At 50.7% G+C, this 13,819-nt stretch carries 12 protein-coding genes, 1 tRNA gene and 1 pseudogene; 6 read left to right on the forward strand and 8 right to left on the reverse strand.

Annotated elements, in window-relative coordinates; translation table 11 throughout:
* Window positions 1–996: 996 nt before the first annotated feature.
* The 3 genes from DXH47_RS09765 to DXH47_RS09775 form a co-directional block, all read right to left on the reverse strand.
* Window positions 997–1,080, reverse strand: a tRNA-Leu gene (locus DXH47_RS09765).
* 57 nt (window positions 1,081–1,137) lie between these two features.
* Complete coding sequence (locus tag DXH47_RS09770; protein ID WP_129033147.1) at window positions 1,138–1,425, reverse strand: heavy metal-binding domain-containing protein; 288 nt, start codon at window positions 1,423–1,425, stop codon at window positions 1,138–1,140.
* A gap of 88 nt (window positions 1,426–1,513) precedes the next feature.
* Window positions 1,514–2,020, reverse strand: a complete 507-nt coding sequence (locus DXH47_RS09775) for a VanZ family protein (protein ID WP_129033148.1) — start codon at window positions 2,018–2,020, stop codon at window positions 1,514–1,516.
* Between the two features lie 620 nt (window positions 2,021–2,640).
* On the opposite strand from DXH47_RS09775, the gene DXH47_RS09780 reads away from it, so the two are divergent.
* A complete protein-coding gene (locus DXH47_RS09780; protein ID WP_129033149.1) occupies window positions 2,641–3,117 on the forward strand; it encodes a MarR family winged helix-turn-helix transcriptional regulator in 477 nt (158 codons plus the stop codon).
* Between the two features lie 72 nt (window positions 3,118–3,189).
* Here the strand turns inward: DXH47_RS09780 and DXH47_RS09785 are convergent, their stop codons facing one another.
* Together DXH47_RS09785 and DXH47_RS09790 are read right to left on the reverse strand one after the other, a co-directional pair.
* Window positions 3,190–3,864: a CPBP family intramembrane glutamic endopeptidase gene (locus tag DXH47_RS09785; protein WP_225423563.1), complete on the reverse strand. Its 675-nt coding sequence runs from the start codon at window positions 3,862–3,864 to the stop codon at window positions 3,190–3,192.
* 259 nt (window positions 3,865–4,123) lie between these two features.
* Window positions 4,124–4,351 (reverse strand): hypothetical protein, encoded by a 228-nt coding sequence (locus DXH47_RS09790; protein WP_129033151.1) that lies wholly within the window; start codon window positions 4,349–4,351, stop codon window positions 4,124–4,126.
* Window positions 4,352–4,502: 151 nt separating this feature from the next.
* On the opposite strand from DXH47_RS09790, the pseudogene DXH47_RS09795 reads away from it, so the two are divergent.
* The 3 genes and pseudogenes from DXH47_RS09795 to pgmB all read left to right on the forward strand — a co-directional run bounded on the left by DXH47_RS09795 (window position 4,503) and on the right by pgmB (window position 9,102).
* Window positions 4,503–5,461: pseudogene (locus DXH47_RS09795) on the forward strand (2-hydroxyacid dehydrogenase family protein).
* A gap of 230 nt (window positions 5,462–5,691) precedes the next feature.
* Window positions 5,692–8,409, forward strand: a complete 2,718-nt coding sequence (locus DXH47_RS09800; protein ID WP_129033152.1) for a glycoside hydrolase family 65 protein — start codon at window positions 5,692–5,694, stop codon at window positions 8,407–8,409.
* Between the two features lie 21 nt (window positions 8,410–8,430).
* Window positions 8,431–9,102 carry a beta-phosphoglucomutase gene (gene pgmB, locus DXH47_RS09805; protein ID WP_129033153.1) on the forward strand — a complete coding sequence of 224 codons (672 nt, stop codon included), beginning with the start codon at window positions 8,431–8,433 and terminating at the stop codon, window positions 9,100–9,102.
* 88 nt (window positions 9,103–9,190) lie between these two features.
* Here pgmB and DXH47_RS09810 read toward each other — a convergent pair whose 3' ends face one another.
* Window positions 9,191–9,964 (reverse strand): Cof-type HAD-IIB family hydrolase, encoded by a 774-nt coding sequence (locus DXH47_RS09810; RefSeq protein WP_129033154.1) that lies wholly within the window; start codon window positions 9,962–9,964, stop codon window positions 9,191–9,193.
* Between the two features lie 326 nt (window positions 9,965–10,290).
* Between DXH47_RS09810 and DXH47_RS09815 the strand changes: the two genes are divergently transcribed.
* Entirely contained in the window at window positions 10,291–10,674 is a 384-nt protein-coding gene (locus DXH47_RS09815) for a hypothetical protein (RefSeq protein WP_129033155.1), read from the forward strand.
* Window positions 10,675–11,051: 377 nt separating this feature from the next.
* Window positions 11,052–11,699 carry a deoxynucleoside kinase gene (locus tag DXH47_RS09820; protein WP_129033156.1) on the forward strand — a complete coding sequence of 216 codons (648 nt, stop codon included), beginning with the start codon at window positions 11,052–11,054 and terminating at the stop codon, window positions 11,697–11,699.
* Between the two features lie 143 nt (window positions 11,700–11,842).
* Here DXH47_RS09820 and DXH47_RS09825 read toward each other — a convergent pair whose 3' ends face one another.
* Together DXH47_RS09825 and DXH47_RS09830 are read right to left on the reverse strand one after the other, a co-directional pair.
* Entirely contained in the window at window positions 11,843–12,169 is a 327-nt protein-coding gene (locus DXH47_RS09825) for a DUF960 domain-containing protein (RefSeq protein ID WP_129033157.1), read from the reverse strand.
* Window positions 12,170–12,237: 68 nt separating this feature from the next.
* Window positions 12,238–13,722 carry an MDR family MFS transporter gene (locus DXH47_RS09830; RefSeq protein ID WP_129033158.1) on the reverse strand — a complete coding sequence of 495 codons (1,485 nt, stop codon included), beginning with the start codon at window positions 13,720–13,722 and terminating at the stop codon, window positions 12,238–12,240.
* Between the last annotated feature and the right edge of the window lie 97 nt (window positions 13,723–13,819).

The following is a 13,819-nucleotide window of genomic DNA, read 5'->3' on the forward strand; positions in this document are numbered from 1 at the left end:
GCAGAGCTCATAATGGCTTCAAGCAGTGCCAAGATACTTTAGAATCAATGTTTTAAGCTAGACAAAATGATACGAAGAAGTCTTCTTGTTATTTACACAAACTTCTTGACACTCCCCGACCAAAAGTATAGCTGGCACAATTAGGCTAATCCTCTTATTTTGAATTAAATAAAATACAAATGAGTATGAAAAAGTATTAAATGGCATCTCTAATCCGGCCAGCAAACTAAATAGCACCGCTAACGCAAACATTCGTTTATTTATATAGGTTGACATCTCACATTACCTCGTTTCATCGATAGTCATCACACCATAAATTGGTAACCATTTGCCTTCTATCTTTGCTGCCCATTCTTTTTCAAGCTCTTGGAATTACTGGCCGATTAGCTAAATTATTCTGAGGATTATTTAAAATGATTGCTTGCGCAAGGCTCCCACAAGCCTCAAGGCATACTGCTAAATTAAAATAACTACTATTGACACAAAGTAAGATGAATTGTGCTCCCATACGTGCGTCCAAAATACATCGTCCTCACTGGATGCCATAGTTATATCTTAAAATGAAGGAAACTCCTATGCATAGCTCCTATTTATGAGTGTTTTGTTGGATTTTAAGCCTCTTAGTATTTAGAGTTAACAAATAAGATATATGGCGCACATTGTCAGCCTATACCGAGTTTCGTTTAAAGTAGTTTACCATGAACAATTTTGCCGGCCTCGACATACGCCAGGTTGCCGGCTTGGTTTGTCGTAATGAGTGATATCGTGGCAGAGCGGAAAAATGTATCACTGGTATAATGACAAACGCAACTCAAAAATTGGTCCCAGAAACCACCATATGATTTCTAGGACCAATTTTTATGTTTAGAGGGTCTGGGACTTATCCCCCAGATTCGTCCCGTTACCTTCTGCTCGCCTTAATTTAGCGCAAAATAAAAGACGTCTATCGCTAGACGTCTCTCAAGCAGTTATGTACTGCTTCCGTTGTGGAAGTTATGCCCCGAGCAGGATTCGAACCTGTACTTGGTCACCCAAACAGCGACCTGAACGCTGCGCGTCTGCCAGTTCCGCCATCGGGGCATTTCGTAACAACAGATAATATCTTACACTATCTGGTTAAAAAAGGGAACCCCTTTTTTACTTTTTTTCCTGAGGAAATTTAATTGCCGTGCCATAACCGTGGACCACCAGAAATTTGGGAGCCACATTCATCCGCACGACCTCGGTATTAAAGCGGACTTCAATCAGCCCATCGGCCCCTGCCGTTTGGGCCTGCTGCAACAGGTCCTGCTTGACCTGATCAAACAATGGCTCGAACCGGTCAAAATCATCTGGTTTTTCCGACCGCAACATATCATGGGCCGTCGCCGTCAAGATACCCTGAATCATATGGGAGCGATTTAAGCCCCCCGTTGTCATAAACATGTTCATACCCCCCGTTTCAAACCTTCATTACATTAATAGTGACCTATCCGTTCCGACCTGTCAAACAACAATACTTGTTTTACTCAAGCTATCCTAGCCGTGTTCGCCAGTGGCGATACCCCGTCACCGCTAACGCACCCAGCACCACGCCGAGCCCATTCGTTAAGATATCGTTGATGTCCACCCAGCGGCCTAAGCTTACCAGCGCGTTCCCTAAGGCCTGGCCGCTTTCTAACGTCAGTCCAACAGCTAGGCCCACGTAAACCCACTGAGACCAACGTAATTGGGGCCAGTTAATGGCCAGTAACGCACCCTGGGGAACGGTCATTACGATATTGAGCCAAAACGACGCGTCCAGGTCCCCCGGTGCAAACGGCCGCACGACCCACACCCCGTTAGCCCACCAGTGCGTGGGGAGCTGCCCTAACTGCATAGCCGACCCAAACGACAGGGCTACCGGCGTCCAGGTCAAAGCACTCAGGGCCCAGCACCCTAACCACCACCCAGCGCGCCAAAAACGGCGCTGCCGTAACCGGCGACCAATCAAGACCAACCAGACTAAACTCACCAGGCCAAACGGGACCCACCGCACCATGTCATCACTTCCTTGATAGCCTCAGTATAAAGCACGTGGGTTGCGCAAACAACGTTTTGTGGCAAGCAACGAAATAGGCTCATTTTTCATCGTTAGCCAAAAAAAGTTTAACGAATTTATTCCACCCTATGAATTAATCGAGTGATTAGTGAAATGGCAAAAAAAAACTTCTGACCTTTCCCCATCACAGCACCGGTAAAGTGTTCAATTTAACTTAAAGTCGTGCCCCTCTTCCTCCCCAGGAGTCTAAACTCCCAAGGGATCCGAATCAACTCATGACCTGGAAAGCATTATGCCCTTAGAACTGGCATCTTCCGTAGCCCACCCCTTGGCCTAACTTTTAAATTAAGTCTTACTTGTCCTCCCTAGACGCAAATTAAAAACCATTCCCGCCTCCTGGTGCAACCCAATGATTGTTCACCAGATGTTTTTTAGGTTAAACCACCCACACCCCGAATCACGTGTTACCTCACGTATTGCCACGTGTTATAATAAGTTTAATGTTAAAGTTTGATAACTTTGAGTCTCCAGCTTGTGAAAATCACGGAGCATTTCCCCTTGCTAATAACAATTAAATTGTATACAATACTATTTGAGATGAAGGAAAGGAGGCCGCGGACATGTCCGAAGTCACACCGGTATTACTGGACGAACAACTGTGTTTTTCCATTTACTCCGCTAGCAAGAAGTTTAACCACTTCTATCAAAGTGCATTGGCCCCGTTTAAGTTAACGTACCCTCAATACATCGCGATGCTCGCGCTCTGGGAAGATGCGCCTTTGACTGTGCATCAATTAGGGCAGCGGTTAGAATTAGATAGTGGGACCTTGACGCCCCTACTCAAGCGGCTTGAAAAACAAGGCTGGGTTACGCGGATGCGTAGTCGCACCGACGAACGCCAAGTCATGATCCATTTAACCGCGATGGCCACGGCCAAGCGCGATGAGGTCTACCAACGCATCGGGCAATGCCAAACGTTACTAGGCATGTCGGACCAGGAAATCCAAGCCCTGATGACCGACCTAGTTGCCGTTAAAAACCAGTTAGATGAAGTCAGTCGCCAACGTCTGATCGATAAAAAAGTCAACGTTCAGTAACCGTACGCGCTGGCTAAAAAAGCTTCCGGATATTAAAATCTGGAAGCTTTTTTACGTGTCGTAATCCCTACTCTAGTGCAACCCAGTCCACATGATGCCCATGGCTAGGAGGTTATTAAAGGCGTGCAAGATAATGGTACTTTGTAGCTTCCCCGTTCGCCGGTAAATGTAGGCGAACGTGCCCCCCATGATGGCGTAAATCAGCCAGCTGGCCAACGTTGAATTGGCATGGACCAGCGCAAAGAAGATACCACTGATGAGAATGGGCGGCCAAAAGGACAGATCCCGCAAGCACCCGTCAATCAACAGCCCCCGGAACAGATACTCCTCCAAAAATGGAGAAACACCAATCGCCGTCACACTTAGCAAAACCGTTACCAGCCAGCCTCGACTCAACAGCTGGGCAATGGCTTGATTGTTCGCTGTACTAACTTGGTGAAACCAGACCCGGTTGATCCAGGTCAGAAGCTGTTCCAGCACTAAAACGAACAAATACCCGGCCACCATCAGCCCCCAATCATGACGGGTCAGCCGTTGATACCCCCGGTGGATGCGATGGTACTGCCAACTGGCCAACCCTACAGTGACGGCGAAACCGACCAGATAGAGTCCCGCCCAACCGAGGGTCGCTCCCGTTATCTGGTTGGTGATGCGGGTCAACGGCAATTGAATCACACTAGTTAAAATCAATAATATCAAAACCCACGCAAAACTTTGCGTCCGGGTCACGGGTCGTGGTTGTGGCACGACGGTCATCTCACTTTCTGAAATCGTTAAGAAATCTTACGCTAATTATAGATTTTTTTATAAAGATGCGGTACTATAGAGTTGCGGGTGAGATTGAACCAACCTTCAGCTCACGCGTGAGGATTCTGTCCTCATTCAACAGACAGATTTCATTTTACTCCCCCAAAGTAGATGAAATTTTTTTACAACATAATCCCCCAATTATGTTGTAACCTTACTCTTTGGCCATTGCGACTTATCGTAATGGCTTTTTTTTATGCTAATTTTGGGAATCAGGGTCGTCATCGTCGCGCAGATCATCAGGCACTGGCCGGGGCCACAGGACCCACCACAGGCCCAGACTCACCAGCGTGCCCAGCACCAAACCAACCAAGGCCACACTCCACAGAACCCAGCCAGTCAGGTGTAGCGCTAGAATCACCCACACGATCACCCCAATCAGCCCAGCCGGGATCACCGTAATCAAACTCGCCGCTAGTATTTTCACCGCGGGCAACTCCTCTCTAATCTCATTCAGCTTAAAGTGTACCTTAGTTTTTGCGGGCAAGCCAGCCCCACTTTTGGCGTCACTTCCCGTTGGCATTTTTACTGTGAGCGGTTACAATGAAGATGAACCAACTTTCAAAGGAGTGACCCATATGGCCAAAGTTCTTGTGACGGCCCCCATCCCCAAAGCAGCCCAAACTATCCTGCAGCAGGCTGGATTGACCGTCGATACCTATACCGGGAGCGGGTTAATCACCCCGGCTGAATTAGAGAAACGCATCGTCGGACAGGATTATCTGATTACCCCCTTGTCCACGCAGGTCGACCAAACCATCATTGATGCCGACCCCGATTTGAAGCTCATCGCCAACTATGGGGCTGGCTTCAACAACATCGACGTGGCCTACGCGCGTCAAAAGAACATCCCCGTCACCAACACCCCGAAGGTCTCCACCACGTCGACGGCCGAAGTTGCCGTGGGCTTGATCCTCGCGGTGACCCACCGGCTGGTCGAAGGTGACCAGTTGATGCGGACCAGTGGCTTTGACGGTTGGGCCCCCCTCTTCTTCTTAGGACACCAACTGGCCGGCAAAACTTTAGGCATCATCGGCATGGGCCAAATCGGTCAGGCCGTGGCTAAGCGGTTGGCTGCCTTTGACATGGACATCGTGTACTACCAACGCAAGCCTTTACCAAACGACCAGGCCCAGGCGTTAAATGCCACTTACCTGCCACTCGACGACGTCATCAAGCGTAGTGACGTGTTGACCATCCACGCCCCGTTGACGCCGGAGACCCACCACCTGTTGACGGCTGAATCCTTCGCCGCCATGAAAGACACCGCTTATTTGATCAACGCCGCTCGGGGGCCCATTATCGACGAAGCCGCCCTCTTAAAGGCGCTACAAAATAACGAGTTAGCGGGAGCGGCCCTCGATGTTTACGAAGCCGAACCGCAAGTTGACGACGGGTTTAAAGCGCTAAAGAACGTCGTCATTACCCCACACGTGGGGAACGCAACGGTCGAAGCTCGCGACGCGATGCCCAAATCGTGGCCGATAACGTGGTCCGCGTCGAACGTGGCGACGCGCCACTAAACGTTGTCAATTAAAAGCTGAACACCATGCGGGTTGTGGCCCCGAGTGCTTAACACAATTGCTAATCACCCGGGGCCTTTCCGTTTCATAGCCTGCAATCGGTTGCAACCTTGCTATAAAAGGATTTATAATGGCCGTTAATTTTACCGGATATTAAGGAATTAATTGTCATTTTTCCAGGGTACGCCTAAAATTGAAAGTGGATAGACGGACGATACTACACAGAAAGGAAGACGATTTGATTTTGAAAATTATTACACTTCACGTTTTAGACGATGCGTTACAAGTCAGTTACGCTCCCGAGCGGGCTGCCACGCCCACTCGCCAATTCAACATTGCGTATAACGCCGAGCAGACCATCGGCGAAAATTTGGAAAACCTCCGGCTCAAGATAATCGGTCTTGACGTCGACGCCGCTGTGGTGGATAACGCCCTAAGTTACCCGTTCTCGGATACGGTCGTGGGGATCAATCACCAACGCATCGACATTGGCCTCGCCATCACCAACATGCTCAACATCCCCGTGGTCAGCCAACAAGCCGTCGACCAACACGGCTTGACCCAGGCCCTGGCCACCAAGCGCGACTACCTGACTTGGCATCTAGACTACTACGGCCAATACCAGGGCAAGCGTAACTACGGTCAAGAAGCCATGCTGACGGTGGGTAACGGATTCTTCGGCGTCCGCGGCGCGTATACCGAAGCCCACGCCGATAAAGATAACTACCCCGGCATGTACACCGCCGGCCTCTATGACCAATTGACTACCAATTTAAACGGTCGACAAGTCACCAACGAAGATTTAGTCAATTTGCCGAACGCGCAGGCGTTGACCTTTGGCGTGGATCATCAAAATCCCTTCCAAATCAAAGCTAGTGACATCCAGGATATCTATCGCAGCCTCGACTTACATACCGGGGCATTGACCACGACGTTGCTGGTCCAGCTGTCGACCGGTCACGCGCTGCGCATCCAAACGACCAAGCTCGCCAACTTTAAAGATTGGCACCGACTATCGATTCGCTATCAGGTGACCCCCCTCAACTTTGCCGGGAGTCTCCAACTCTATTCCGAAATCGATGGTAGCGTTATCAATGCCAACGTCGACCGCTATTCGGCCTTCGACCAACGCCATATTCGGGTCACCGGGACTGCCCAACAACCCGATAGCGTCTACCTGGAAGGCGAGACCCGCTCGTCCAAGGTCAAGTTCGCGTTTGGTTCCCACTTGACGGGTCCTGGGGAAGCCTTGACCGCCCCAACGGACGACCGCCCCGACGCCGAACAGCGTGTCCGGCAGATGCGCTCGGTCGATGTGACACCGCAACAGACCTACACCTTTGAAAAAAACGTGGTCTTCTTCACCGACCGTGAAACCAAGACGGACTTGATGCCCACGGCCACTAAAGAACTTCAAGCCGCGACTTTCGCCGACACCCTCGCATCGAGTACGGCTTACTGGCAAAAACGCTGGGCCGGCGCCGATATCCAGATCACAGGCGACATCACCGCACAAAAATTAACGCGGGTTAACCTGTATCACCTGTTCTCGGCCGTCCAAGCCATCGGTTCCGGCAAGATCGATGCTTCCGTCAACGCCCGCGGGCTAGACGGGGAAGCCTACCGGGGGCACGTCTTCTGGGATGAAATGTTCGATTTACCGATTTACACCTTACACGACCCCCAACTGGCCCGGCAACTGCTGATGTATCGTTACCGCCGGTTGCCTGCCGCCAAGCAAAACGCCAAGGATGCCGGCTTCAAGGGCGCCATGTACCCGTGGCAATCCGGGGAGAAAGGTGACGAACAGTCACAAGTCACCCATTTAAACCCATTGACCAACACCTGGGACCCCGATTACTCGTCGTTACAACGTCACGTGTCGTTAGCCATCGCGTACAATGTCATCATGTACGTCCGTTTGACCAACGACCAAGACTTCATGACTCGTTATGGCTTGGAGATGCTGCAAGAAATCGCCCAGTTCTGGCTCAGTAAAGCCAAGCTCGACGACCAGGACCATCGTTACACCATCGACCAGGTCATGGGCCCCGACGAATTTCACGAAAATTACCCGAATGCCGACACGACCGGGCTGGCCAACAATGCCTACACCAATCTCATGGTGGCCTGGTTATTCCAGCAAATCGTACGTTCCCGTGAAGCGTTAGCCGCCAAAGACGTCGCCAAGATCGACCAAAAGACCGACTTTACTGCGGCGACCCTCAAGCAACTTGAACAAGTCGGCCAACACCTCAAGCTCGATATTAACGATGAGGGCATCATCGGCCAGTTCGAAGGCTACTTCAAATTGCCCGCTCTAGACTTTGCCAAGTACCACAAGAAATACGGTGACATCGCCCGGATGGACCGGATTTTAAAGGCCGAGGGTAAGACCCCGGACGCTTATCAGGTTGCTAAGCAAGCCGATGCGCTGATGGTCTTCTACAACCTGGACGCCACCCAAGTCTTGGGCCTGCTCAAACAACTGGGTTATCATCTGCCACCACGAGCGTTGAGTCGTAACCTACAATTCTATTTGGACCGCACCACCCACGGGTCGACGCTGTCGCGGATCGTTTACGCCGCGTTGACCGCCATGGCCGGCCAAATGGACCAATCCTGGCGCCTGTTCTCACAAGCCCTGTTCTCCGACTACTACGATATCCAGGGCGGGACCACGGCCGAAGGCATTCACTTAGGTGTCATGGGCGCCGTGACCCTGATGTCCACGCGTTACTATGCCGGTGTCGACGTTTTGGCCCCGCAGTTGACCGTCAATCCGCGGCTGCCGCAGGCTTGGCAAGCGTTGCACTTTAAGCAACTCGTTCGCGGCATCACCTACGACTTCACCATCGACCACCACCAGATTCAAGTGACGGCCGACCAGAACAGTACCATCGACATTTTGGGCAAGCCGGTCACGTTGACCGCCAAGAAGCCCGTCAAAATTACCTACTAAACCGTTAAGGAGTGTTTGATTATGACTAAATTTGCAGATATCAAAGGGTTCGTTTTCGACTTAGACGGGGTCATCACCGACACCTCCGTCCTGCACGGCAACGCTTGGCACCAACTGGCCAACGACCTGCGAGTCACCTGGACCAAGGAATTGGCCGATGGCTTGAAGGGCATTAGCCGCATGGATTCTCTGGAAATGATCCTAAAAGCGGGCCGGATTGAAAACAACTACACGCCCGCCCAAAAAGAAGCTTTGGCGACTAAGAAAAACACTAACTACGTGGCCGAAGTCGACAAGATGACTCCCGCCAACATCTTACCGGGCATGCAAGCTTTCTTGGATGACCTCCGCGCCAAGGGCTACAAATTGTCCCTGGCCTCTGCCTCTAAGAACGCCCCCCGGGTCTTAGATAAACTGGGATTAACTGACTACTTCCCAGAAATCGTCGACCCGGCCAGCCTGACCCACGGCAAGCCGGATCCTGAAATCTACACCAAGGGGGCCCAACTCTTGAACTTAGACCCGGCGCAATGCATCGGTCTGGAGGATGCGGCCGCTGGGGTCCAAGCCATCAACGCAGCCGGCGAAACGTCACTGGGCATCGGTGACGCCAGTGAACTGAGTGCCGCCGACATGGTCTTTGCCGATACGGCTCAGGTTACTTTGGCAAATATCCAACAACATTTAGATTAAACTTTTAGCTGATTACGACCAAAAGCGAGTTTCCCAAGACAGCAAATCTTGGGAAACTCGCTTTTTTAGTCCGAGATAATCATCAACCCTAATCGGCAATCAAATCAAAGTGCCGTAGCCCTTTGACGATGCCGTCTTCCAGGTTCGTTGCCGTCACATAAGCGGCCTTTTCCTTGGCCCGGGCGACCCCGTTACCCATCGAAATCGGCACATCGACCTCATCGAACATCTGCAAGTCGTTCAAGCCATCGCCAAAGGCATAGGTCTTGGCATCTTCCAGGTGGGCTTCCCGTAAGAAGGTCCGAATCCCGGTCTGCTTGTTCACGCCCGTCACCATGGTATCGAGGGCCCGCGGATTGTTCCGGACGAAGCTCAACTGACCCGCAAAGTGTTGCTGGTACAACTTGACCTTATCGCGGTTAAAGACGTTTAGAAAGTTAATGTCTTGGGTCTGGTACCATTCTGGGTCGACCACGGCATTCAACCGTAAGAGTTTAAAGTTCTCCCGCGTGTCATCTGTCGCCTGGCTCAACCGAAAGCCGCGGTTGTTAAAGTAGCCCAGTGGATCACCCTGCTCTTTGGCAAAGGCAGTAATCGCCGTCAGCGTCTTTTGGGGAATCACCGCTGCGGAAAGCTTTTTGCCCTGATACTGGACATAACTGCCGTTAGCACTGACCACGTCATCGATGCCCGTGGCGTCCAAGACATATTGAATTTCAAAGATATTCCGGCCCGTCGCGATGACCGGTAAGACGTTTTGCGTCTTCATTTGTTTAATTGCGGCAATACTACTTGGCAGGACATTCTTCTCTTCATCAAAGAGTGTGCCATCCAAGTCGAAAAAAACAACTGCTCGCTCCATTAAATTCCCTCCAAATCAAAAGTAGTCAACGCTTTCATTATACAACACTTGGTGAAACTTCAATATTATCTCAGTAGAGCCAAGCCGGCCCCCTTACCAACACATCGTGCTCTGCATTGTAAGTTACTTTGATTTTTACAAATATCGTTAAATAAATGAAAGAAAAACTATTCTTTCAAAAAAGTATTGAATAATTTATAAAGCAGTTACAAAATGTAAGTAAGGCCCGGTGAGCGGCGTCACGCCCTTTCACCGGGCCGTCCATTTCCGGGGCCCGTCTAAACCTGCAGACGTTAAAAGCTGGATTACCAGAGGAGGTTGTTTTTTTGAAAACAACAAAGTTAGTCATGGGAATTTTAATGATTTTATTGTCCGTCTTTATTTTGGTTCAATCATCAATTGTGGGGATTGGTGACGCCTTGGCGGCCGGGAACCATTCATCCGGTTCAGCGGGCTTAATGGTTGCCGTCTTCTACCTGGCCAGCGGTATCGTCTACTTGGCCACCCGTAAATCCGTGCGTTTAAGCGGCGACATTGCCACCTGCATCATGTTGATCTTAGCCTGGATCATCGGCTTGGCCGACGTGGGCTTCTACGCTGATTTAATCGTGTGGTCTTGGTTAGCCCTGATTATTGGCGTGGGCTTCTTGCTGTGGCATTTGCGGGTCAACCAAAAGGCTCGGCGGCAAGGTTCTGACCACACCGCTTAATTTCTAATTTATTATTTGCATCCGCAATTTTTCGTTAACCGGCTGGGCCACATCTTTTGGTGGTCCAGCCGGTTTTAGTCTCTCAGCTAGACGCCAAACTTGAAATCGCCTTCCTGATTTTTCTCCTCGAAATCATATTGACTTTGTGCCGTGAAAGGTTAGACTTAATAAGGCCCGTTTAGTAGGCCGACGCTGCGTGACTAACACGGTGACCAAAATTGGCCGCGATCCTCAATCGCTACCAGCGTCGCGCCCCTGCTTAAGCGGAGAACATCAGAATTTTAGCAAAAATTCACCACAATACATGTTGTGGTCTGGTCAAAGATAATAACTTATAGTACACTATATCTTGTATTTCTAATAAAAGAGGGGCTATCATGGTGATAATTACAGCAGGAATGATTGGGGTCGGTAAAACGACGCTTACAGGCAAAATTGCCGAACATTTAAACACACAAGCATTTTTCGAACCGGTCGGTGATAACCCAGTGTTACCACTTTACTACAAGAACCCCAAGCAATACGGGTTCTTGTTGCAAATCTACTTTCTCAACAAGCGCTTTAGCATGATTAAGCGGGCGCTGGCAGATAACAACAACGTTTTGGACCGGTCCATCTACGAAGACGCCCTCTTCACGCGGGAAAACAACGCGGAAGGTAACATCACGGATACCGAATTGGAAGTCTACCTCAACCTGCTCGACAACATGATGAACGAGTTGAACGACCTGCCCAAGAAGGCCCCAGACCTGCTGGTTTACGCCGATGCTGACTTTGATACGATCCTCCACCGCATCAAGAAGCGGGGGCGGGATTACGAACAATTCGACAACAACCCCACGCTGGAAGCCTACTACAAAAAGATGTGGACGGCGTACAAGGGCTGGTATGACGATTACGACGTCAGCCCTAAGATCAAGATTGACTTGCAAAAATACGACCTGGAGACTCCAGGTAACATCGACATCGTTCTAGGACAAATCGACGATGCCTTGAAGAGCATTCGGGTCGACACGACCGTTTAAATTTAACTGACGACATTCAAAACCGGGCCTGGCCCGGTTTTTTTGTGGTCGACTAAAAATGAGGACCACTTTTACGCTGCCGTCTGGCAAAGTAAAAGCGGTCCTCTCTTTAGGTTGCATTCTAAGTTGTTATACCGAGCGGATTAGTCCCGCCCCGCCGTTTCTGAAGGTAACAAGATAATCTGGCTTTCACCATCGTCGTAAGCTAAGACCGTGTCGGGCAAGCTCGGGTGATAAGCGTAACGGGTATCAAAATCGGCACGCAGCGCGACATCTTGGTCACCTTGCTGGACGTATTCGAAGGTCGTCTGGCCCTGATTATTATGCAGCTTAAACGTGAGTAAGTTAGCTAGCGGGAACAGGCCCTGAAGATCCCGGTCGATGATTTGCCAAACAACATCGATCATTTCTCCCGGTAAAACGGCCACGGTCCCGTAGCTGGCATACCGCGCGTGATTACTTTCAAACATGCTATCGCCTCCACTCGCTTCCAATAACGGTTACCTTTAATTATAACGTAAATTTCGTCAAAACGGGACTAATTACCCCCGTTGGGTGCGGATCGTTCCCCTGAATGCCGGTCTAACGCGTTGACTAAGTAAGCAATGACAATCACGAGGACGCCAGCGATAAAGATAGCGTGCAATCCCTGATACAGGATACCATGCAACATTGGCATGAGCTTAGCCGGAAGGTCCTGGGCCGTTTGTGGGTTGATCAGTTGGTTCATCATCCCCATCGAGGCTGCCGAATGCGTCGCGACTCCCTTAGCCATGGCGACGTTCATGATAATCCCCAAGATGGCGACCATGATAGTTTGTCCCAACGTCCGGGACAAGGTGTTGAACGACGTCGCCACACCGACCTCGTCTGAAGAGACCTTACTTTGCACAGTGACTGTGGTGGTGGTGATGGTAATCCCAAAGCCAGTCCCACAGATAGCGGCTATCACGAAGAAAGTCCAAAACGGCGTCGTTGCTGGTGCCAATGCCATCGCCAAGCCACCAACCAGCACAAACGTCAAACTGATGTTGACGATACTGTACGGCGAATGCTCAACCATTAGGCGACCCGCGATGAACGACCCCACAATCCACATCAATGAACTGGGGGTAATCGCAAAGCCGGCTAGCGAAGCGCGTAAGCCCAGCAGGCCTTGCGTCCAAGTCGGTAAATAGACTTCAAAGCCCATGATGAATCCGCTGACCAACGCCGCAATCAAGTTTTGCACCACGAACGTCCGGTTCTTAAATAACGACAGTGGAATCAGCGGGTCGGCTGTCCGCTTCTCCTGACGCCAGAAGAGGTAAAAGGCCACGACTGTGACCACGAGTCCCACGATGACCCAGATCAGTCCTAACTGGCCATCCCCCAACAGTTGAAAGGTCAGTAATAAACTCAGCAGGCCTAGTGATAACCAGAGGCACCCGCCCCAGTCCATGGTAAAGGCCTTGCGTTCGGTAGTTTCGTTGAGGAACGCCCAAATCAGGCCCATAGTCAAAAGCCCAATCGGAATGTTAATGAAGAAAATCCAGTGCCAACTCATCTGGTCGACGATGAATCCCCCCAATAACGGGGCCACCACGGCGGCAATGCCCCAGGCCGACCCATTTAGGCCCATGACTCGGGCCCGCTTTTCGACCGGGTAAATATCCGCCAGAATCGTAAACGACACCGGCATGATAGCGCCAGCGCCAATCCCTTGTAAGGCCCGCCAAGCAATCAAGGTCCCCATATTCTGAGATAACCCAGACATCGTTGACCCAATGATAAAAATGGCCAAGCCGACCAAAAAGACGGACTTCCGCCCCACCGTATCGGCCAGTTTCCCGTAAATCGGGGTTGCCAACGCGTTGGTCAACAGAAAGATTGAGAAGACCCAGTTCATCAGCGCTACGCCGTGCAGGTCCCCCACAATGGTCGGCATCGCCGTCGAAACGATGGTGCCTTCGATGGCGGACATAAAAGTGGCGACAAACACCGCCCCAGTGACGATACCAACGTTAGTTTGTTGCTTATTCAATTCGAGAATCCTCCAATGCGTTGGCCCAACCACTCAACGTTTCTGAGTAGCCTGTTGCTACTCCCCAGGTCGATTATAAACCGCTTCTAATTATCCG

The organism is Levilactobacillus suantsaii (genome assembly GCF_004115745.1).
In the GTDB taxonomy this organism is placed as follows: domain Bacteria; phylum Bacillota; class Bacilli; order Lactobacillales; family Lactobacillaceae; genus Levilactobacillus; species Levilactobacillus suantsaii.